Origin of the sequence: Streptomyces sp. IMTB 2501 (assembly GCF_001953885.1) — a bacterium.
GTDB lineage: Bacteria > Actinomycetota > Actinomycetes > Streptomycetales > Streptomycetaceae > Streptomyces.
Genome location: NZ_MQUS01000033.1, coordinates 39,340 through 58,731, shown reverse-complemented (window position 1 = coordinate 58,731; position 19,392 = coordinate 39,340). Strand labels below are relative to the sequence as shown.

The 19,392-nt window shown below is 70.8% G+C and carries 19 protein-coding genes; 8 read left to right on the top strand and 11 right to left on the bottom strand.

From position 1 onward, the window contains the following. Positions 1-25: 25 nt before the first annotated feature. Both AV521_RS38375 and AV521_RS38370 read right to left on the bottom strand, forming a co-directional pair. The gene (locus AV521_RS38375) at positions 26-1,843 is read right to left on the bottom strand and encodes a thioredoxin-like domain-containing protein (protein WP_076095460.1); all 1,818 of its coding nucleotides are present in this window, start codon (positions 1,841-1,843) and stop codon (positions 26-28) included. A gap of 84 nt (positions 1,844-1,927) precedes the next feature. Continuing rightward, positions 1,928-2,335 (bottom strand): cupin domain-containing protein, encoded by a 408-nt coding sequence (locus AV521_RS38370; protein WP_076095457.1) that lies wholly within the window; start codon positions 2,333-2,335, stop codon positions 1,928-1,930. 52 nt (positions 2,336-2,387) lie between these two features. On the opposite strand from AV521_RS38370, the gene AV521_RS38365 reads away from it, so the two are divergent. Beyond that, the gene (locus tag AV521_RS38365) at positions 2,388-3,389 is read left to right on the top strand and encodes a GlxA family transcriptional regulator (protein WP_076095455.1); all 1,002 of its coding nucleotides are present in this window, start codon (positions 2,388-2,390) and stop codon (positions 3,387-3,389) included. Positions 3,390-3,421: 32 nt separating this feature from the next. Beyond that, positions 3,422-3,916: an LURP-one-related/scramblase family protein gene (locus AV521_RS38360; RefSeq protein ID WP_076095453.1), complete on the top strand. Its 495-nt coding sequence runs from the start codon at positions 3,422-3,424 to the stop codon at positions 3,914-3,916. A gap of 16 nt (positions 3,917-3,932) precedes the next feature. Here AV521_RS38360 and AV521_RS38355 read toward each other — a convergent pair whose 3' ends face one another. Continuing rightward, complete coding sequence (locus AV521_RS38355) at positions 3,933-4,727, bottom strand: carbon-nitrogen family hydrolase (protein WP_076095451.1); 795 nt, start codon at positions 4,725-4,727, stop codon at positions 3,933-3,935. Positions 4,728-4,950: 223 nt separating this feature from the next. Here AV521_RS38355 and AV521_RS38350 point away from each other — a divergent pair, with 223 nt between their 5' ends. Continuing rightward, positions 4,951-5,775, top strand: a complete 825-nt coding sequence (locus AV521_RS38350; RefSeq protein ID WP_076095449.1) for a maleylpyruvate isomerase family mycothiol-dependent enzyme — start codon at positions 4,951-4,953, stop codon at positions 5,773-5,775. Positions 5,776-5,886: 111 nt separating this feature from the next. On the opposite strand, the gene AV521_RS38345 is transcribed toward AV521_RS38350, so the two are convergent. Continuing rightward, positions 5,887-7,197: a nitrate/nitrite transporter gene (locus AV521_RS38345; protein ID WP_076095447.1), complete on the bottom strand. Its 1,311-nt coding sequence runs from the start codon at positions 7,195-7,197 to the stop codon at positions 5,887-5,889. Beyond that, positions 7,194-7,868 (bottom strand): GntR family transcriptional regulator, encoded by a 675-nt coding sequence (locus AV521_RS38340; RefSeq protein WP_076095522.1) that lies wholly within the window; start codon positions 7,866-7,868, stop codon positions 7,194-7,196. Before AV521_RS38340 ends, AV521_RS38345 begins: the two co-directional genes overlap by 4 nt. Before the next feature lie 189 nt (positions 7,869-8,057). Here AV521_RS38340 and AV521_RS38335 point away from each other — a divergent pair, with 189 nt between their 5' ends. From AV521_RS38335 to AV521_RS38325, 3 genes are all read left to right on the top strand, one after another. Continuing rightward, positions 8,058-8,969 carry a D-alanyl-D-alanine carboxypeptidase family protein gene (locus AV521_RS38335; protein ID WP_076095445.1) on the top strand — a complete coding sequence of 304 codons (912 nt, stop codon included), beginning with the start codon at positions 8,058-8,060 and terminating at the stop codon, positions 8,967-8,969. A 104-nt stretch (positions 8,970-9,073) separates the two neighbouring features. Beyond that, positions 9,074-9,424, top strand: a complete 351-nt coding sequence (locus AV521_RS38330) for a GntR family transcriptional regulator (RefSeq protein ID WP_076095443.1) — start codon at positions 9,074-9,076, stop codon at positions 9,422-9,424. Then, a complete protein-coding gene (locus tag AV521_RS38325) occupies positions 9,421-10,422 on the top strand; it encodes a DUF1648 domain-containing protein (protein WP_079249614.1) in 1,002 nt (333 codons plus the stop codon). Before AV521_RS38330 ends, AV521_RS38325 begins: the two co-directional genes overlap by 4 nt. Here AV521_RS38325 and AV521_RS38320 read toward each other — a convergent pair. The 5 genes from AV521_RS38320 to pdhA form a co-directional block, all read right to left on the bottom strand. Further along, positions 10,405-11,271: a hypothetical protein gene (locus tag AV521_RS38320; protein ID WP_179023707.1), complete on the bottom strand. Its 867-nt coding sequence runs from the start codon at positions 11,269-11,271 to the stop codon at positions 10,405-10,407. The genes AV521_RS38325 and AV521_RS38320 overlap by 18 nt on opposite strands. Positions 11,272-11,371: 100 nt before the next feature. After that, positions 11,372-11,509 carry a hypothetical protein gene (locus tag AV521_RS49720; RefSeq protein ID WP_179023699.1) on the bottom strand — a complete coding sequence of 46 codons (138 nt, stop codon included), beginning with the start codon at positions 11,507-11,509 and terminating at the stop codon, positions 11,372-11,374. A gap of 247 nt (positions 11,510-11,756) precedes the next feature. After that, a complete protein-coding gene (locus tag AV521_RS38310; RefSeq protein ID WP_076095436.1) occupies positions 11,757-13,148 on the bottom strand; it encodes a dihydrolipoamide acetyltransferase family protein in 1,392 nt (463 codons plus the stop codon). Between the two features lie 11 nt (positions 13,149-13,159). After that, a complete protein-coding gene (locus tag AV521_RS38305; RefSeq protein ID WP_023548341.1) occupies positions 13,160-14,137 on the bottom strand; it encodes an alpha-ketoacid dehydrogenase subunit beta in 978 nt (325 codons plus the stop codon). Between the two features lies 1 nt (position 14,138). After that, positions 14,139-15,425 (bottom strand): pyruvate dehydrogenase (acetyl-transferring) E1 component subunit alpha, encoded by a 1,287-nt coding sequence (pdhA, locus tag AV521_RS38300; protein WP_076095435.1) that lies wholly within the window; start codon positions 15,423-15,425, stop codon positions 14,139-14,141. A 321-nt stretch (positions 15,426-15,746) separates the two neighbouring features. Here pdhA and AV521_RS38295 point away from each other — a divergent pair, with 321 nt between their 5' ends. Both AV521_RS38295 and AV521_RS38290 read left to right on the top strand, forming a co-directional pair. Continuing rightward, the gene (locus AV521_RS38295) at positions 15,747-16,424 is read left to right on the top strand and encodes a response regulator transcription factor (protein ID WP_076095432.1); all 678 of its coding nucleotides are present in this window, start codon (positions 15,747-15,749) and stop codon (positions 16,422-16,424) included. A gap of 106 nt (positions 16,425-16,530) precedes the next feature. After that, the gene (locus AV521_RS38290) at positions 16,531-17,574 is read left to right on the top strand and encodes a phosphotransferase (protein WP_179023705.1); all 1,044 of its coding nucleotides are present in this window, start codon (positions 16,531-16,533) and stop codon (positions 17,572-17,574) included. Positions 17,575-17,625: 51 nt separating this feature from the next. On the opposite strand, the gene AV521_RS38285 is transcribed toward AV521_RS38290, so the two are convergent. After that, positions 17,626-19,272 (bottom strand): protein kinase, encoded by a 1,647-nt coding sequence (locus tag AV521_RS38285; protein ID WP_079249613.1) that lies wholly within the window; start codon positions 19,270-19,272, stop codon positions 17,626-17,628. Positions 19,273-19,392 lie beyond the last annotated feature (120 nt).

Sequence of the window (19,392 nt, the reverse complement as noted above, 5' to 3'; positions counted from 1 at the left end):
CCCCGGCACTGGTCGGGGAGGGGCCCTACTCGTCCATCCCGGCCAGCACCAGCGGCAACCGGTCCGCCCCGCCCGCTGTCAGCCGGACCGGAACGCCCCAGTCCTGCTGATGGACATGGCAGGCGGGGTATTCGTTGGCCGGGTCGTCGTCACAGGACGCGGCCATGGCCGAGACGTGCAGGACGCCCTCCGCGACGGCCGGGTCCAGCTCCAGCTCGCGGCTCAGGTCCGTGTCCGCGCCCTCACCCTTGAGCAGCAGTTCGGGCGGGGTCGAGGAGACCAGCAGGCGGGTCGAGGGGCCGTAGCGGGTGTCGAGCTTCTGGCCGGCGGGGGCCTGGAAGATCACGTCCAGGCGGAGGCGGCCGGGGACGACCTCGGTCGCCGCGCGCTGGGTGCGGTGCGCGACCGACTCCACGCGCACCGCCTCCTCGGGCAGCCGCAGCCGGGTCAGCCGGTGCCGGGCCGACTCCACGACCACGATGTCCTCGCCGGCGAGCACGGCATCGCTTGGCTCGCGCAGATCGGTGGCCAGCGTCGTGACCTCCCCGGTCGCCGGGTCGTAGCGGCGCAGGGCGTGGTTGTAGGTGTCCGCGACCGCCACCGAGCCGTCCGGCAGGGCGGTGACGCCCAGCGGGTGCTGGAACAGCGCCTGGCCGGCGGCGCCGTCGCGGTGGCCGAAGTCGAACAGACCGGTGCCGACCGCCGTACGGACGTGTCCGTCGAGGTCCACCCAGCGCAGGGCGGACGTCTCGGAGTCGGCGAGCCAGAGCCGCTCGGCGGTGGCCGCGAGGCCGGAGGGCTGGGCGAACCAGGCCTCGTCGCCGGGGCCGTCGACCAGGCCTTCGTTGGTGGTGCCCGCGGCCACGGCGACGGTCTCGGTGGCGGGGTCGTACGTCCACAACTGGTGGACGCCCGCCATGGCGATCCACACCTTGCCGCCGAAGACCGCCACGTCCCAGGGGGAGGAGAGATCGACCTCGCGGGCCGGGCCGGAGGCCGGGGACCCCTGCCACCACTGTCTGCCGGTGCCTGCCAGGGTGGTCACCGCGCCGGTGGCGAGGTCCAGGCGGCGCAGGGCGTGGTTGACGGTGTCGGCCACGGCCACCGAGCCGTCGTCGAGGAGGGCGAGGCCCTGCGGCTCGCTGAAGGACGCCTCCGCGGGGCCGCCGTCCGCGAACCCGCGCGTGCCGGAGCCGATGCGCCGTACGACGGTCTCGGCGTCCTCGGCCAGCTCCACCAGCTGGTGCCGGGTGGTGTCGCTGACCAGGAAGGTCCCGCCGGGCAGCGACAGCGCCTTGCCCGGGAAGCGGAGGGTGGTCGGCTCGGGCTCCGGCGGTACGTACGGACCGTCGCCGCGGCGCAGGGTGCCCTTCGCCCCGTGCTCGGCCTCCAGCTCCTCGACCAGCCGCTCGATGGCGTGGGCGTGGCCCTCGCCCGCGTGCTGGGCGACGACGTACCCCTCCGGATCGATCACGACGAGCGTCGGCCAGGCGCGCACCGCGTACTGCTTCCAGGTGGCCAGCTCCGGGTCGTCCAGCACCGGGTGCGCCACGCCGTAGCGCTCCACCGCGTCGACGACCGCCCGGTGCTCCGCCTCGTGCACGAACTTCGGGGAGTGCACGCCGATGACCACCACCGTGTCCCGGTGCTTCTCCTCCAGCTCGCGCAGCTCGTCCAGGACATGCAGACAGTTGATGCAGCAGAAGGTCCAGAAGTCCAGGACGACGATGCGTCCGCGCAGGTCGGCAAGGGTGTACGGGGTGTCGCCCGTGTTCAGCCAGCCACCCTTGCCGATCAGCTCGGGGGCGCGGACACGGACGCGTCGGGGCGCGGATTCGGTCATGGCCCCAAGGGTGCCACCCGCCCCCGACAGCCGCTTCGGCGCCTGTGGACAACCGCCGGCAACCGGTTCAGGCCCGGAGAACCGTCAGTTCAGGGCGTGCCCGGTGGTGGCGTCCACGTGGTCCGGCACCTCCTCGTGCCGGTCGCCGACCGACAGGGTGCCGCTGGGCTCGATGACGAGGATCTCGGTGGGCACGCGCGCGTACGGCTTGTGCTCGGTCCCGCGCGGGACGGTGAACACCGAGCCCCTGGGCAGTACGACCGTGCGCTCTCCGGCCGGCTCGCGCAGACCGATCCGCAGTTCGCCGTCGAGGACCAGGAAGAACTCGTCGGTGTGGTCATGGACGTGCCAGAGGTGTTCGCCCTCCACCTTCGCCACGCGCACGTCGTAGTCGTTGACGGTGGTCACGATGCGCGGGCTCCACTGCTCGGTGAAGGACGCGAGGGCCTGGTCGAGAGAGAGCGGCTGTCCGGGTTCGAAGATCGGTTCCATGGGTTCATCGTGCGGGTGGCCGGGGCCGTCGTACGAGTGCTAGGAATCGCATATGCCGCAAGAATCCTCTCACCGGCGTCCGCATCGGGTCGCCGTGATCGTCGACGAGGGCACCAACCCCTTCGAGGTCGGGGTCGCCACCGAGCTGTTCGGGCTGCCCAGGCCCGAACTGGGCCTCCAGGGACGGCTGTACGAGGTGACGCTGTGCACGCCCACCCCCGGGGTGCGGATGAACCACGGCTTCTTCACCCTGACCGGTGTGCCCGGCCTGGAGGCTGCGGACGAGGCCGACACCCTGGTCGTACCGGGCCGCCCCGACAACGTCGTACCGCGCGGTGCCGATGTCCTGGACGCCATTCGGCGCGCCCACGCGCGCGGGGCTCGCATCGTCAGCTTCTGCACGGGCAGCTTCGCCCTCGCCGAGGCCGGGCTGCTCGACGGGCGACGGGCCGCCACGCACTGGATGTGGGCGGACACCTTCCGGGAGCTGCATCCCAAGGTGCTGCTGGAGCCGGATGTGCTGTTCGTGGACGAGGGCGACATCCTCACCGCCGCCGGCAGCGCGGCCGCCCTCGACCTCGGCCTGCACCTCTGGCGCCGCGACCACGGCGCGGAACTCGCGAACGCCGTCTCGCGGCGTCTCGTCTTCGCCGCCCACCGGGACGGCGGCCAGCGGCAGTTCGTGGAGCGTCCGGTGCCCGACGTGCCCGACGAGTCGATCGGCCCGCTGCTGGCCTGGGCGCAGGAACGGCTGGGCGAGCCGCTGACGGTGGCGGACCTCGCCGCCCGCGCGGCCGTCAGCCCCGCCACCCTGCACCGCCGCTTCCGCGCCCAGCTGGGGACGACGCCACTGGCCTGGCTCACCGGCGAGCGCGTGGCGCTGGCGTGCCGGCTGATCGAACGGGGCGAGGAGCGCCTGGACGTCGTCGCGGCCCGCAGCGGCCTCGGCACGGCGGCCAATCTGCGGGCCCGGCTGCGCCGGGAGACAGGGCTGAGCCCCTCGGCCTACCGCAGGCGTTTCGGCCCGCGGTCCCCCCTCCTTCCGGTTCCGTGATGATCGCGCCGCGACGGGGAACGGTTAACCGCATGAGACTCCTCGTACGCGACCGGCTCCTCGGTATCGGTGACGACTACTGGATCGAGGACGAGCACGGCCGGAAGGTGTTCCTCGTCGACGGCAAGGCCATGCGGCTGCGGGACACCTTCCAGCTCAAGGACGCCCACGGACGCGTCCTGATCGACATCCACCAGAAGATGTTCGCCCTGCGCGACACCATGGTGATCGAGCGGGACGGCGAGGGCCTTGCCACCATCAAGCGCAAACGGCTGTCCCTGCTGCGCAACCACTACCGGGTGTCCCTGGCCGACGGCACCGTGCTGGACGTCAGCGGCAAGATCCTCGACCACGAGTTCGCCATCGAGTACGACGGTGAACTCCTCGCGGTGATCTCCCGCCGCTGGCTGCACCTGAGGGACACCTACGGCGTCGACATCGTGCGCGACGACGCGGACCCGGCCCTGCTCATCGCGGTGGCGGTGTGCGTGATCCACCTGGCGCAGAAGGAGCGGGAGGACGACTAGGGCCCGGGTGGTGTGTTCAGCGGCGCGGTGGCTCCAGGCCCAGTACGCGGTCCTTCAGCGCCGGGAACTGCTCCCGGGTCGTCGCCACCTTCGCCGGGTCGAAGTCGACGGTGAGGATCTGCTCGTCCGGGCCCGCCTCGGCGAGCACCTCGCCCCATGGATCCACCACGATCGAGTGACCCGCCTGCGGAACTCCCGCATGGGTCCCGGCCGTTCCACACGCAAGCACGAACGCCTGGTTCTCCACCGCCCGCGCCTGAGCCAGCAGCGTCCAGTGCGCGCGTCGCCGCTCGGGCCAGCCCGCCGGGATCACCAGCGTCTCGGCGCCGGCGTCGACCAGTGAGCGGAAGAGTTCGGGGAAACGGAGGTCGTAGCAAGTGGCCACGCCGAGCGTGGTCCCGGGCAGCCGGACCGTCACCAGGTCACGCCCGGCGCCCATCAGCACGGCCTCGCCCTTGTCGAAGCCGAAGCGATGGATCTTGCGGTAGGCGGCAGCCAGTTCACCGGAGGGGGAGAAGACGAGAGAGGTGTTGTAGAGCGGGCCGTCAGGGTCCCGTTCGGGGATGGATCCCGCGTGCAGCCACACACCCGCGTCACTCGCGGCCTTGGCCATGACCTCGTACGTCGGTCCTTCGAGCGGCTCGGCCTCCCGGCCGAACTCCTCGTAGGCGAACGCACCGGTCGTCCACAGCTCGGGCAGGACGACGAGGTCGGCCCCGGACTGCTGCCGCACCAGCGCGGCCACCCGCTGCCGCCGGGAATCAACCGATTCAACCTCGTTCACGGCGATCTGGATCAACGAGGCGCGCACACTACCACCGTCCTGACATTCGAGTCGTCCACACAGGCCTACGATCGTCACACGAAAGCACTGCCGGGGTGCCTGCAGGCAGCGTAACTTGGGGGTCCCCCCGGTTCGAGCGCAGTCGAGAACCAGGGGGAGCCTCAGACACACGCCGCCGTGCCGTCGCCGCCGCCCGCTGACAACGCCGCCACAACCTGCCCGTGTACCGACCGCCGAGGGGTCCCGTTCCGTGAGTCTGCATCCCACCCTCCAGCCCTACGCCGACGCCTGGACGCACTCCATCGAAGCGATATCCGAGATGGTCCAGTCGCTCGCCGAGGGCGAGTGGAACCGGCGGACCCCGTGCCCAGGCTGGTCCGTGCGGGACGTCGTGTCCCATGTGATCGGCCTGGACTGCGAGATGCTCGGCGACCCGCGCCCGATCCACTCGCTCCCGCGTGACCTCTTCCACGTCACCACCGAGCACCAGCGGTACATGGAGATGCAGGTCGACGTCCGCCGCCACCACACGGCGCCGGAGATGACGGCCGAGTTGGAGTACACGGTCATCCGCCGCAACCGCCAGCTGCGCAACGAGTCCCGCGACCCCGGCACCACGGTGCGCGGCCCGCTGGGCACCGAGATCACGGTGGAACAGGCCTACCGCGCCAGCGCGTTCGCCGTGTGGGTGCACGAACAGGACCTGCGCACGGCCCTCGGCCGCCCCGGCAACCTGGACTCGCCGGGCGCGCATGTGGTCCGGGACGTCCTGCTGGAGGCACTGCCCAAGGTCGTCGCGAAGGACGCGGACGCGCCGCGCAGTTCGGCGATCGTGTTCGACGTGCACGGCCCGGTGGAGTTCCTGCGCACGATCCGCGTCGACATCCAGGGCCGCGGCAGCCTGGAAACCGCCCCGGCCCTCGGCCCCGCCGCCACCCTCACCCTCGACTGGGAGACCTACGTCCGCCTGGCCTGCGGCCGCGTCACCCCGGAGGCAGTGACAGACCGCATCAAAACAGAGGGCGACCCCACCCTGACAACGGCCATCCTGAACAACTTCACGGTGACGCCGTAGGCGAAGCTCTGACGGGAAGTCGCCGACGGCGAGGACCCGGGCAGGTTGTCCGGCCTCTCGGCCGACTGGAAACGGGTGGTGCGCGGGTGACGCGCGGAGGGGAGAACTCGGCTAAGCCGCCGGCACGTGCACCGTCTCCACCCGGCTGGCCACCAACCGCTCGCGCTCACGCCGCGCAGCCCGCCCACGAAGCCGCAGTATCTGCGACACCCCGAGCGCCTGCAGCACGAACACCGCGCTGAACGCCACGTCGTAGTCGTCCCTCGTCGCATCCAGCAACACCCCGACCGCGAACAACGTCGTCATCGAGGCGATGAATCCACCCATGTTGGTGATACCGGACGCGGTCCCCTGTCGCTCGGGCGGGTTGGCCGGCCGCGCGAAGTCGAACCCGATCATCGAGGCCGGCCCACACGCCCCCAGCACCGCGCACAGCACCACCAGCAGCCACATCGGCGCGTGCACCCCCGGGTACACCAGCGTCGAGGCCCACAGCAGCGCGGTCGCCCCCACCGTGCCCAACGCCAGCGGCAGCCGCGCCGCATGGTGCCGGGCGACGATCTGGCCGTAGACCAGCCCGATCACCATGTTGGACAGCACGACGAGCGTGAGCAGTTCACCGGCCGTGGCCCGGCTGAGCCCCTGCGCCTGCACCAGGAACGGCAGACCCCACAGCAGCAGGAACACCATCGCCGGGAACTGGGTGGTGAAGTGCACCCACAGCCCGAGCCGGGTACCCGGCTCCCGCCAGGCCGCCGCGATCTGCCGGCGGACGTAGGCCGCGCCCTGATGCGGGGACGGCTCCGGCTCGAACCCCTCGGGGTGATCCTTCAGGAACAGCAGCGTCAGCACGAGGACGACGACACCCGCGAGCGCGCTGCCGGCGAACGCCCAGGTCCAGCCGACGCCGTGCAGCAGCCGGGCGAGGACCAGGGTGGAGACCAGGTTGCCCGCCATGCCCACCAGCCCCGCGAGCTGTGCGACCAGCGGCCCGCGCCGGGCCGGGAACCAGCGGGTGCCGAGCCGCAGCACGCTGATGAAGGTCATCGCGTCACCGCAGCCCAGCAGGGCGCGGGAGGCGAGGGCTGTGCCGTACGACGGCGAGAAGGCGAAGCCCAGCTGCCCGGCGGTGAAGAGGACCGCTCCGATGCCGAGGACCTTCTTCGTGCCGAGCCGGTCGACCAGCAGGCCGACGGGTATCTGCATGCCGGCGTAGACCAGCAGCTGGAGTATGGAGAACGTCGACAGGGCGGAGGCGTTCACATGGAAGCGGTCCGCCGCGTCCAGTCCCGCCACACCCAGTGACGTACGGAAGATGACGGCGACGAAGTAGACGGCGACACCTATGGACCACACGGTGATGGCACGCCGGCCGCCCGGCGGATCACCCGGAAGGGTGACGTTCCGCGTCGGACCGCTCATCGGACCTCACCCCGGGCGAGGTGCTCGAACCAGCTCACATGCCGGTGCACGACCTCGACGGCCGCCTCCGCGTCCCCGGCGCGCAGCGCCTCAAGTATCTCCTCGTGCTCGGTGAGCGTCTTGGCGATCCGGTCGGGGTGGGAGTGCATGACGGCGACGCCCATCCGCAGCTGCCGGTCGCGCAGTTGGTCGTAGAGCCGGGACAGGATCTCGTTGCCGCCGCTGCGCACGATCTCGGCGTGGAAGGAGCGGTCGGTGACCGCGGCCGCGGCCAGATCACCCGCGGCGGCCTGCGCCTTCTGCAGCTCCAGCAGCTCGGTCAGCCGCTTCAGCAGACCGGGCGGGGCGGGGACGGCCTTGCGGGCGGCGTGCTCCTCGACCAGCTGGCGCGTCTCCACCACATCGGCGATCTCCTGTGCGGAGACGGGCAGCACCAGGGCGCCCTTCTTCGGGTAGAGCCGGATCAGGCCCTCGACCTCCAGCCGCAGCAGCGCCTCCCGCACGGGCGTACGCGAGACCCCGACGGCCTCGGCCAGCTCGCCCTCGGTGAGCAGGGTGCCGCCCTCGTAGCGGCGGTCCAGAACGCCCTGTTTGACATGGGCGTACACCCGGTCGGCGGCGGGCGGCGGCTTCGCGTGCGGGCGGGCGGTCTGCGGTACGGCCGTCTTCATGCCCACAGGATAGATACAACACGTACGCATGAGGCAGCGGCGTCCAGCATCCGGACGTGGCGGAAATCGTCCGCAGCATCAGCACAACCTTCTGTGCTACTTACGTGTCTCACACGTGCGGCCCCCTGCACTCGCCACCTCAACTCGGCCGCACCTCAGGGGCATTCAACATAATCGGGGTACATCACTTTGATTACCGGCATTAAGGGCACCCGCATCACGCGTATCCGCAGAGCCGCCGCTGTCGCCGTCACCTCCGGCGCGGTGCTCGCGACCGGTGCCCTCACCGCGGCGCCCGCTCAGGCCGTCACCGCGCCCTCGATCGTGGCCAAGGGCGGCTACGTGATGAACAACACGAGCGGCTCGACGTTGTACACCAAGGCGGCGGACACCCAGCGCTCCACCGGCTCCACCACCAAGATCATGACCGCCAAGGTCGTGCTCGCGCAGTCGAACCTCAACCTCGACAAGCAGGTGACGATCCAGAAGGCGTACAGCGACTACGTCGTCAAGAACAACGCCTCCCAGGCACACCTGATCGTCGGCGACAAGGTCACCGTCCGCCAGCTGCTGTACGGCCTGATGCTGCCGTCCGGCTGCGACGCCGCCTACGCGCTCGCCGACACCTACGGCTCCGGCTCCACCCGCGACGCGCGCGTGAAGAACTTCATCGGCAAGATGAACGCCGCCGCCACCAGCCTGGGCCTGAAGAACACCCACTTCGATTCGTTCGACGGCATCGGCAACGGCAACAACTTCTCGACGCCGCGCGACCTGACGAAGATCGCCAGCAGCGCGATGAAGAACGCCAACTTCCGCGCGATCGTCAAGACGAAGTCGTACACCGCGAAGACGATCACCAAGACGGGCAGCACCCGCACCATGCAGACGTGGACCAACACGAACACGCTGCTCTCCAGCTACGGCGGCACCATCGGCGTGAAGACCGGTTCCGGCCCCGAGGCCGGTGCCTGCCTCGTCTTCGCCGCCACCCGCAACGGCAAGACGGTCATCGGCACGGTCCTGGCCTCCACCTCGTACGCACAGCGCGCGACGGACGCCACGAAGCTCCTCGACTACGGCTTCGCCAAGCTCGGCTGACGCACCAGCGGACAAAAGAACGGGCCCGTCGCGACCAGCGGCGGGCCCGTTCTGCTGCCCACCCGCTGCACAATGAAGCTGATGGTGCTAGTTTCATTAGCACCATGCTGCTGCGTCTGGACAAGACCGACACCCGCCCCCTGCACGAGCAGGTCGCGGCGGCGATCCGGCGGGCCGTCGCCGAGGGCGAATGCCGCGCCGGCGACCGGCTGCCCTCGGCCCGCGATCTCTCCACGGCCCTGGACATCAACGTCAACACCGTCCTGCGCGGCCTGCGCGAACTGCGGGACGATGGCCTGCTGGAGTTCCGCCGGGGCCGCGGGATCACCGTCGCCGAGGGCGCGGCCCAGCGTTCCGGACTGCAGATCAGGGTGCGAGAGCTGATCGCGGAGGCTTCCCGGCTCGGCTACAGCCGCACCGACCTCATCGACATGATCCGGGGGACGACGACATGACAGACACAGACGGGGACATGCCCAGCGGGGACAACGGGGCAGGCGGCCGGAGCCGCACCGCGCTCTGGGGACGCGCGGGATGCACGGCGGCCGTCGCCGCGCTGCTCGCGGGCCTGCCCTGGGCCGCGCACGACCGGCTGCCCGACCGGCTCGCGACCCACTGGAGCGGCGGTGACACCCCCGACGGCTCCATGCCGCTATGGGCGGCCTCCCTGTTCCCGGCCGGCATCTGGCTGCTCATCACCCTCGCGGTGAGCGTCCGCTGGCGCCGCTCCTGGCCGGCCGTACTCCCCTGGCGAGCGATAGCACTGGCACCCACAGCGGCCGTACTGGTCTGCGCGCAGGCATCCATCGTCCACGCGAACCTCGACCGCGCCGACTGGCACGAGGCCCGCGAACCGGGCCTGGACATCGCGCTGATCCTGGCGTCGGCAGCGGTGGCCGGCGTGGCGGCCTGGCGCTGGAGCACCCGCCCCACCGCCACACCGGCCACCGCCACCCCCGCGCTGAACCTGCCCGAGGGCGAACGGCTGGTGTGGTTCTCCCGCGCGGCCAACCCCTGGCTGCAGCTGCAGGCCACGCTGACCGGCCTGGTCACCGTCGGCGCCCTGGTGGCCCTGGCCGTCGGTCTGGCCGACCCCACCTGGCTGTGGTTCGTGTGCGCGCTCTGCGCCATCGCCACGCTCGCCGGTGCCGCCTTCTCCTCGGTCCAGGCGAAGGTGTCGGAAGCGGGCCTTGAGGTGTCGTTCGGCCCGCTCGGCTGGCCCGCCCGCCGCTGGTCCCCGGCCGCCATCGAGTCCGCCCGCGCCGAGCACCGGCTGCCGTCCCAGGTCGGCGGCTGGGGCTACCGCCTCAGCGGCCTCGGCACCACGGTCATGCTCCGCGCCGGCGACTGTCTGGTCGTACGCCCGCGGGGCCGCCGTACGGACTTCGCGGTGAGCGTGGACGACGCCGAGCGGGGCGCGGCCCTGCTGAACGCGCTACGGCCGCGGGGCTGAGCCGGGCATGGCCGTCCGAATTCCCTCCCTACTGTCGTCGTCGCCCTTCGTCCGGAGTCGGTCGTAGGTCTTGAAGGTGTACGAAGCGTCGTACGACAGCAGGTTCCCCGTGGCAGCCGGCAGGCCGAGCCGTCTGTTGAGGGGTCCGGTGATCGGCCCGCAGTGTTCGGCGGCCGGGGCCGTGAACGTGTCGTCGTACGCCGAGAACTCGATCACCGGGGGATCCTGGGAGACCCACTTCGAGGGTCCGGAGCGCTTCAGCTGGAAGTCGACCGGTTCGTCCGCCCCGATGGCGCAGCCCTGCGGCACCAACGGGCCGACGAGCCGGAAGCGGAGGCTGAACTGCCCGGTGTAGGCGTCGAACCGGCCCCCGTACTCCGGCTGTATCGCCAGCCCCAGCACGGCCGCGCGATCGCCCGCGGGAGTGCCGGTCAGGCCTCCCGGTATGGCGGTGGGGGAGCTGTGCATCGCGCCCCACACCTGCCCATCGCTGCCGTCCGGCAACGGGCCTTCGGCGTGCGTCATGGTGATCGGGGCGAGGTTCACCGTAATGTTTCCCATGGTCAACCGCGGTGCGGCCGTGTGCACTTCGCATCTCCATCGGGCCGGGTCGACGCCGTCGGGGAGTGATGGGCAGTCGCTGAAGTCGGTGGCGGACGGAGCGGCTGCGGACTGATCGGCCGCGGCGGGAGTGGTGTTGCCGGACACGGCGTACGCCGCACCTGGCGCGGCCACCGCCGCCGTACCGGCGAGGACGGCGGCGGCGCTCGCGAGGACGGCGGCACGGCGGGCGGGCACACGACCGGCGGGGGCGGCTGAACCGGGGCGAAACGCAGCGGATTTCGTCATGTCACCAGCGTGCCGCCGTAGCCACTCCACCACCATCCGTGACATCCCCGACGCCACCCTGAGCACCCCCTGATCCGGCGTCAGGGACCGGTGGAGATGGTCAGAGACCGAGGCCCGGAATCCGTCGGAGTTCACCGACCTTCAGCACCTTGGCCAGCAGCCCTGTCCCGAGGGCGGCCGCCTGCAGGACCTGCCGGATCAGCCCGCCGGCCCGGGAGACGACGGTCCCGCCGGCCATGAGGACAGAGGCCCGCCCGACCCCACCGCGCGCCGCAGCCGGAGGCTTCGCATGCCGAGCCGCAGTCCTCTCTCCCCCGTCACCATGCCGTAAATCTACGGCAGTTGTGAGGAGACAAGGAGCAGTAGCCGTGGTGCTCGAATCGGTCGCTGCCCGTACGGGACTTTCCGTGCAAGGAAGAGGTGGCGGCCGCAAGTCGTAGTCGCGGCCGCCACCTCAACGCTTCGAGGTCACCCACCCGGGACCGTCACGCCCAGGTGATCAACCGCTTCGGCTGTTCCAGGATCGCCGCCACGTCCGCCAGCACCTTCGAACCCAGCTCGCCGTCGACCAGCCGGTGGTCGAAGCTCAACGCCAGGGTGGTGACCTGACGCGGCTTGACCTTGCCCTTGTGCACCCACGGCTGGAGCTTGATCGCGCCGACCGCGAGGATCGCCGACTCGCCGGGGTTGAGGATCGGCGTTCCCGTGTCGACGCCGAAGACGCCGACGTTGGTGATCGTCACCGTGCCACCCTGCATCGCCGCTGGCGACGTCTTGCCCTCGCGGGCCGTCGCCACCAGCTCGCCCAGCGCCTCGGCCAGCTGCGGGAGCGTCTTCGCGTGCGCGTCCTTGATGTTCGGCACGATCAGACCGCGCGGGGTGGCCGCCGCGATGCCCAGGTTGACGTAGTGCTTGAGCACGATCTCCTGGGCCGTCTCGTCCCAGGACGCGTTGATGTCCGGGTTCCGCTTGATCGCGACCAGCAGGGCCTTGGCGATCAGCAGCAGCGGGTTCACCCGCAGCCCCTGCATCTCCTTGTCCTGCTTCAGCTCCTCGACCAGCTTCATCGTCCGGGTCACGTCCACCGTCACGAACTCCGTGACATGCGGCGCCGTGAACGCCGAACCCACCATCGCCGACGCCGTCGCCTTGCGCACACCCTTGACCGGGACACGGGTCTCGCGTGTGCCGTCGTACGAGGCCACCGGAGCCGGCGTCACGGGCGCGGCGGGGGTCACGGCCGGGGCGGCCGGCTCCGCCGGCTTCGGCGTGGCCGCCGCGTGGACGTCCTCGCGGGTGATGATGCCGTCCGGGCCGGACGGGACGACCGTGGCCAGGTCGACACCCAGGTCCTTGGCCAGCTTCCGCACCGGCGGCTTCGCCAGCGGACGAGGCTTCTCGGCGACCGTGCCGCGGCCGTGGCCGTTCAGCTCGGTCTGGATCGCCTGGGCCGCCGCTGGGACGGTGACCTCGGGGCCCTTGCGGGGGCGGCGTTTGGTGGAGGACGTTGCCACGCCGTAGCCCACCAGGACCGGCTGGCGGCCCGCCGGCTTCGGCTCCTCCGCGGGGGCCTCGGCGGCCACGACAGGCTCCGCCTCCACGGGCTCCGCCGCGCCGCCCGCCACGTCCACGGCGATGATGGCGGTGCCCACGTCGACCGTGGTGCCCTCCGGGAAGTGCAGGGACCGGACCACGCCGTCGTAGGGGATGGGCAGTTCGACGGCCGCCTTGGCCGTCTCGACCTCGCACACCACCTGGCCGTCGGTGACCGTGTCACCGGGCTGGACGTACCACTTGAGGATCTCGGCCTCGGTGAGTCCCTCGCCGACGTCCGGCATCTTGAACTCGCGTACGGACGCTTCCGTCATCGTCGTCACGACCCTCTCCCTCAGTACGCCAGCGAGCGGTCGACGGCGTCGAGCACGCGGTCCAGGTCCGGCAGGTACTCCTCCTCCAGCCGGGCCGGCGGATACGGGGCGTGATAGCCGCCGACCCGCAGGACGGGCGCCTCCAGGTGGTAGAAGCAGCGCTCCGTGATCCTGGCGGCGATCTCCGCGCCGGAGCCGAAGAACACCGGTGCCTCGTGGACGACGACCAGGCGGCGGGTCTTCTCCACCGACGCCTGAACGGTGTCGAAGTCCAGGGGGGACACCGAACGCAGGTCCACGATCTCAAGGGACTTGCCCTCCTCGGCCGCCGCGTCCGCCACCTCCCGGCACAGCTTCACCATCGGGCCGTAGGCGGCCAGCGTCAGGTCCGTGCCCTCGCGGACCACCTGCGCCTTGTGGAGCGGGGCCGGGATCGCTTCGGCATCGACCTCGGCCTTGTCCCAGTAACGGCGCTTCGGCTCGAAATAGATCACCGGGTCGTCGCTCTGGATCGCCTGCTGCATCATCCAGTACGCATCCGACGCATTCGACGGAGACACGACCTTCAGGCCCGCCACATGCGCGAACAGCGCCTCCGGGGACTCCGAGTGGTGCTCCACCGCTCCGATCCCGCCGCCGTACGGGATGCGGATCACGACCGGCATCTTCACCTTGCCCAGCGACCGCGCGTGCATCTTCGCAAGCTGGGTGACGATCTGGTCGTACGCCGGGAAGACGAAGCCGTCGAACTGGATCTCCACCACCGGGCGGTAGCCGCGCAGCGCGAGGCCGATCGCGGTGCCGACGATGCCTGACTCGGCCAGCGGGGTGTCGATCACCCGGCTCTCGCCGAAGTCCTTCTGCAGGCCGTCCGTCACACGGAAGACGCCACCGAGCTTGCCGACGTCCTCACCCATGACCAGGACCTTGGGGTCGGTCTCCAGGGCACGGCGCAGCGACTCGTTGATGGCCTTGGCCATCGCCATCTTCTCGGCCATGTCAGTGACCCCCTTCACCCGCGGCGAAGCCGCTGTCGGACCCGGTCGCGAACGTCGCCTGGTAGGCGGCGAACTGGGCGCGCTCCTCGTCGACGAGCGCGTGCCCGTCCGCATACGCGTTCTCGAAGATCGCGAAATGATCCGGGTCGGGCATCGCACGGACCACTTCGCGCACTCGTTTGCCCAACGCCTCGGACTCGGCTTCGAGTTCCGCGAAGAATCCCTCGTCCGCGTGGTTTGAGGCCTCCAGGTACCGGCGAAGGCGCAGGATCGGGTCCTTGGCCTCCCAGGCGGCGCGCTCGTCGTCGCCCCGGTAGCGGGTGGGGTCGTCGGAGGTGGTGTGGGCGCCCATGCGGTACGTGTACGCCTCGACCAGGGTCGGGCCCTCGCCGGTGCGGGCGCGCTCCAGTGCCCAGCGGGTGACCGCCAGGCAGGCCAGCACGTCGTTGCCGTCCACGCGGACGCCCGGGAAGCCGAAGCCCTGGGCACGCTGGTACAGCGGTACCCGGCTCTGCTTCTCGGTCGGCTCGGAGATCGCCCACTGGTTGTTCTGGCAGAAGAACACCACGGGGGCGTTGTAGACCGCGGAGAAGGTGAACGACTCGGCGACGTCGCCCTGGCTGCTCGCGCCGTCGCCGAAGTAGGCGATCACCGCGCTGTCGGCGCCGTCCTTGGCGATGCCCATCGCGTAGCCGGTGGCGTGCAGCGTCTGGGAGCCGATGACGATCGTGTACAGGTGGAAGTTGTTGCTGTTCGGGTCCCAGCCGCCGTTGTTCACGCCGCGGAACATGCCGAGCAGATTGGTCGGGTCGACCCCGCGGCACCAGGCGACGCCGTGCTCGCGGTAGGTCGGGAAGACGTAGTCATCGTCGCGCAGGGCCCGGCCGGAGCCGATCTGGGCGGCCTCCTGGCCGAGCAGGGAGGCCCACAGGCCCAGCTCGCCCTGGCGCTGCAGGGCGGTGGCCTCGGCGTCGAAGCGGCGGGTGAGCACCATGTCGCGGTACAGCCCGCGCAGGTCTTCGGGGGTGACGCCGTCGACGTAGGCGTCGTACTCGGCGTTCTTGACCCGCTTGCCCTCGGGCGTCAGCAGCTGGACGAGCTCCGGTTCGGTGCTCTTCTTCGCGGCGGCGCGGGTGGTGCGGGTGGTGCGCTTGGTGCCGGTGGCTCCGGATGTGTTTCCGGACGTGCCGGTCTTCGCTCCGGTGGTGCCGGTCTTGCTGCCGGTGGTGCCGGCCTTGCCTGCGGCGCTGCGTCGCGGCTTACGCGCGGCACTGCTGTCCACGGTCACGTGTGCTCCTCCGTCGTTCCGGCCCCCGGGGTTGCCGGTAGGCCAGTGCGGCTCACCTGTTTGACCACCGGGCACGGGGTGGGTGCCACTCGGCCGGGAACAGGCGTGACAGGTGCCCCGGCGAGCGCCCTGCAACCATCACGTTACCCAGTGCTCCACATTTCTGTGAAACCTCATCTGACCTGCGATTTTGCTTGGATTTCCAAGTAAATCGAGAAGGCCTCGAAGCGTGCTGGTCACAGCCTTGCGAAAGGCCGGAGCAACCGCACGTTATCCCGCTGACCCAGCTCACGGGAAGAGTTTGTGTGTGAGACTGATTCCGTGCACGAACCGGTAAAAATCAGGGTATTCCTCCTCGACGATCATGAGGTGGTCCGCCGAGGCGTCCACGAGATGCTCTCCGTCGAGCCGGATATCGAGGTGGTCGGCGAGGCCGGCACGGCGGCCGACGCACTGGTGCGCATTCCGGCCACCCGCCCCGATGTGGCGGTGCTGGACGTGCGGCTGCCGGACGGCAGCGGGGTCGAGGTGTGCCGGGAGGTCCGCTCCAAGGACGAGACGGTGCGGTGCCTGATGCTGACCTCGTTCGCGGACGACGAGGCGCTGTTCGACGCGATCATGGCGGGTGCCTCGGGGTACGTCCTGAAGGCGATCCGCGGCGATGAACTGCTGCGGGCGGTGCGGGACGTGGCCGTCGGCAAGCCCCTGCTGGACCCGGTCGCCACCGCGCGCGTGCTGGAGCGGCTGCGCGACGGCGGCGGCGCACGGACGGACGGCAAGCTCGCGCAGCTCACCGAGCAGGAGCGGAAAATCCTCGGACTGATCGGCGAAGGGCTCACCAACCGGCAGATCGGCGAGCGTTTGCACCTCGCCGAGAAGACGATCAAGAATTACGTTTCGAGTCTGCTTTCCAAACTCGGTATGCAGCGCCGCTCGCAGGCCGCCGCTTATGTGGCCCGTGTGCAGGCGGAAAAGAGCGGCGGAAACGGAAATCTTTGATAAAGCCTGCCGTGTGCGGCCTGTCCTGTGACCGAAAGCGATCAACCGCGACTGCCTGTGACTAGCCCCAGCTCACAGCTACTTTTCGTGCCCTAACATCTGCGGCGTGCCGCGCTCATGTGTACCACTGCTCGTATCCCATGCGCCCCCTCTGGGCGCTCTGCTCCGCCTGTACGCCGCCGGCACCGCCCTCACCTGTGAGCCGGTCGAACAGGGTCTGCTGAACCGCGGTTACCGGCTGTGCACCACCCGCGGCCGCTATTTCCTCAAGCATCACTTCGACCCCGACACCGCCGACCCCGCCGCCATCGAACGCCGGCACCGCGCCACCCAGCGCCTGGCCGACCTCGGCGTCCCGGTCTCCGTGCCGCTCGCGCACCGCGAGGGCCGTACGGTCGCCGTCGTCGGTGGCCATGCCTACGCCCTGCACCCCTGGATCGACGGCAGGCACCGCCACGGCGGCCAGCTCACCCGCGGGGAGAGCGCACGCCTGGGGGCGCTCCTGGGCGCCGTGCACGCCTGTCTGGAGCGCGTGATGCCACCCAAGGGGCGCACACGTCCGGCCACAAGCCCCCACCCGGTGGAGAGCGCCGACCCCACCGACACCTTCACCCTCATCGACGACCTGCTCGCCCATGTCCGCCGGCACCGCCCGGCCGACGCCTTCGACGAGCTGGCCCGGCACCGGTTGCTGGAACGCCGCGCGCTCGTGGAGCAGCACGCGGACCGGCGCCCGCCGCCCGGCGGCTCGGTGGGCTGGGTGCACGGCGACTTCCACCCGTTCAACGTGCTCTACAAGGACGACACACCCGCGGCCATCGTGGACTGGGACCGGCTGGGGGTGCAGCCCCGCGCCGAGGAGGCCGTACGCGCCGCCGCCATCTTCTTCGTACGGCCCGCGGGCACCCTGGACCTGCCGAAAGTGCGCGCCTACGCGCGCGCGTACCGGCGCGCGGCCGGTGCCACGCCCTCCGAGCTGGCGGCGGCCGTGCACCGGGTGTGGTGGGAGCGCCTGAACGACTTCTGGATGCTGCGCTGGCACTACGAACGCGGCGACACGCGCGCGGACTGCCAGTTCCCGGCCGCATCGGCGCTCGTGGTGTGGTGGACACGGGAGTACGAGGCGGTGTGCGACGCGTTCGCGCAGTGAGCGCCGGCGGAGCAGCTCAAGGAGAGGCCGTCACCGGCGCGTGGGTGTCCTTCAACCGGTCGGGGCGCCCGTGGCGCCGACCGCCGTGCCCGCGTTGGTACCGGCGTTCGTGGAGCCCGTGTTCGTGCCGCCGGTCGTCGTGCCGGCGTCCGTGCCGCCGTCCGTGGTACCCGCGTCCGTGCCGCCGTCCGTGGTGCCCGCGTCCGTACCCCCGCTCGTGGGGTCCGTGGACTGCGACGGCGAGGTCTGCGGAGTCGACGGCTGGCTGGTCGGCCCCGTGGACTGCGACTGTGAGGTCTGCGGGTCCGACGGCGTGTACCCGGACCCGCCCGAATTCGAGCCCGAGCCGTTGTCGGTCGCGGTGTCCGAAGGCTGGTCGGTGGTGCCGTCCGACGGGCTCGGGGAGTTCGAGTCGTCCTTCGTGGACTGCGAGTGGGTCGTCGGCGGCTTGGTGTCGGAGCCGGTGCCGCTGCCGCCGCCCGTGCCCTTGAGGGCCAGCGCGACACCCGCCGCGATCGCGATGACCGCGAGAACGGCGAGGATCCACAGCTTGCCGCGGCCGCTGCCCCTGTTGCCGTGCCCCTCGAAACCGCCGTCGTCGCCGTTGCCGTAACCGGACGGCAGGATCGACTGCGGGATCTGCGCGGTCCCGGCGCCGTACTCGCCCGGGTGCTGCATCGCGGTCGTCCCCGTGAAACCGCCCGCCGGGGTGTGCCGGCCGTCGTGCGTGTCCACCGGGCCGGTGTTCCAGGTGCCGGTGTGGCCGCCCTGCTCGTACAGCATCTGCAGGCCGTACTGGACCATGCCGCGCATCTCCTCGGCCGTCTGGAACCGGTCGTCCGGCTCCTTGGCGAGCGAGCGCATGACCAGGCCGTTCAGCTCCGGCGGACAGCCGTCGGAGAACTCGGAGGGCGGGGTCGGGATGTCCTGGACGTGCTGGTAGACCACCGACAGCGGGGTCTCACCGGTGAACGGGGGCCGCAGCGCGAGGAGTTCGTACAGCAGGCATCCGGTCGCGTACAGGTCGGAGCGGTGGTCCACGGCCTTGCCGAGCGCCTGCTCCGGGGAGAGGTACTGCGGCGTGCCCATGACCATGCCGGTCTGCGTCATCGTCGTGGACGCGCCGTGCAGGGCACGCGCGATACCGAAGTCCATCACCTTGACGGCACCGCTGTTGGTGATGATCACGTTGGCGGGCTTGATGTCGCGGTGCACGATGCCGTGCTGGTGCGAGTAGGCCAGCGCCTCCAGCACCCCGGAGACGATGATCAGGGCCTGCTCGGGGCCGGGCGCCTCGGCGTTGAGCAGCAGATCGCGGATGGTGCGGCCCTCGACCAGCTCCATCACGATGTACGGCACGGACTGGCCGCCGACGAAGTCCTCGCCGGAGTCGTACACAGCTACGATCGCGTGGTGGTTGAGGCCGGCGACCGACTGTGCCTCACGCGTGAAGCGGGCCTTGGAGACCGGGTCCTCGGCGAGGTCCGCACGGAGCAGCTTGACCGCGACGGTACGGCCCAGCCGGACGTCCTCGGCCGCGAAGACCTCGGCCATGCCGCCCCGGCCGAGCCGGTGGGTCAGCCGGTACCGGCCGTCGCCGACGAGCCCTCCGTTGCCCCACATCTCCGGCGCGTCCGACATGCCGCCGCCAGTCGCCTCGGGGTCGGACGGGCCCTGGGCGCGCTGCGTCTGTGCCATCAGTCCTCGCCGTCGTTTCTGCCCGCGGTGCGCGCGGTGTTGTTACGGTCTCCGTCGGCCACGCTACAGCCTCCGCGCGAGCCACCGGTCCGGAACCGGAACCGGGACCGGCCGAAGCCA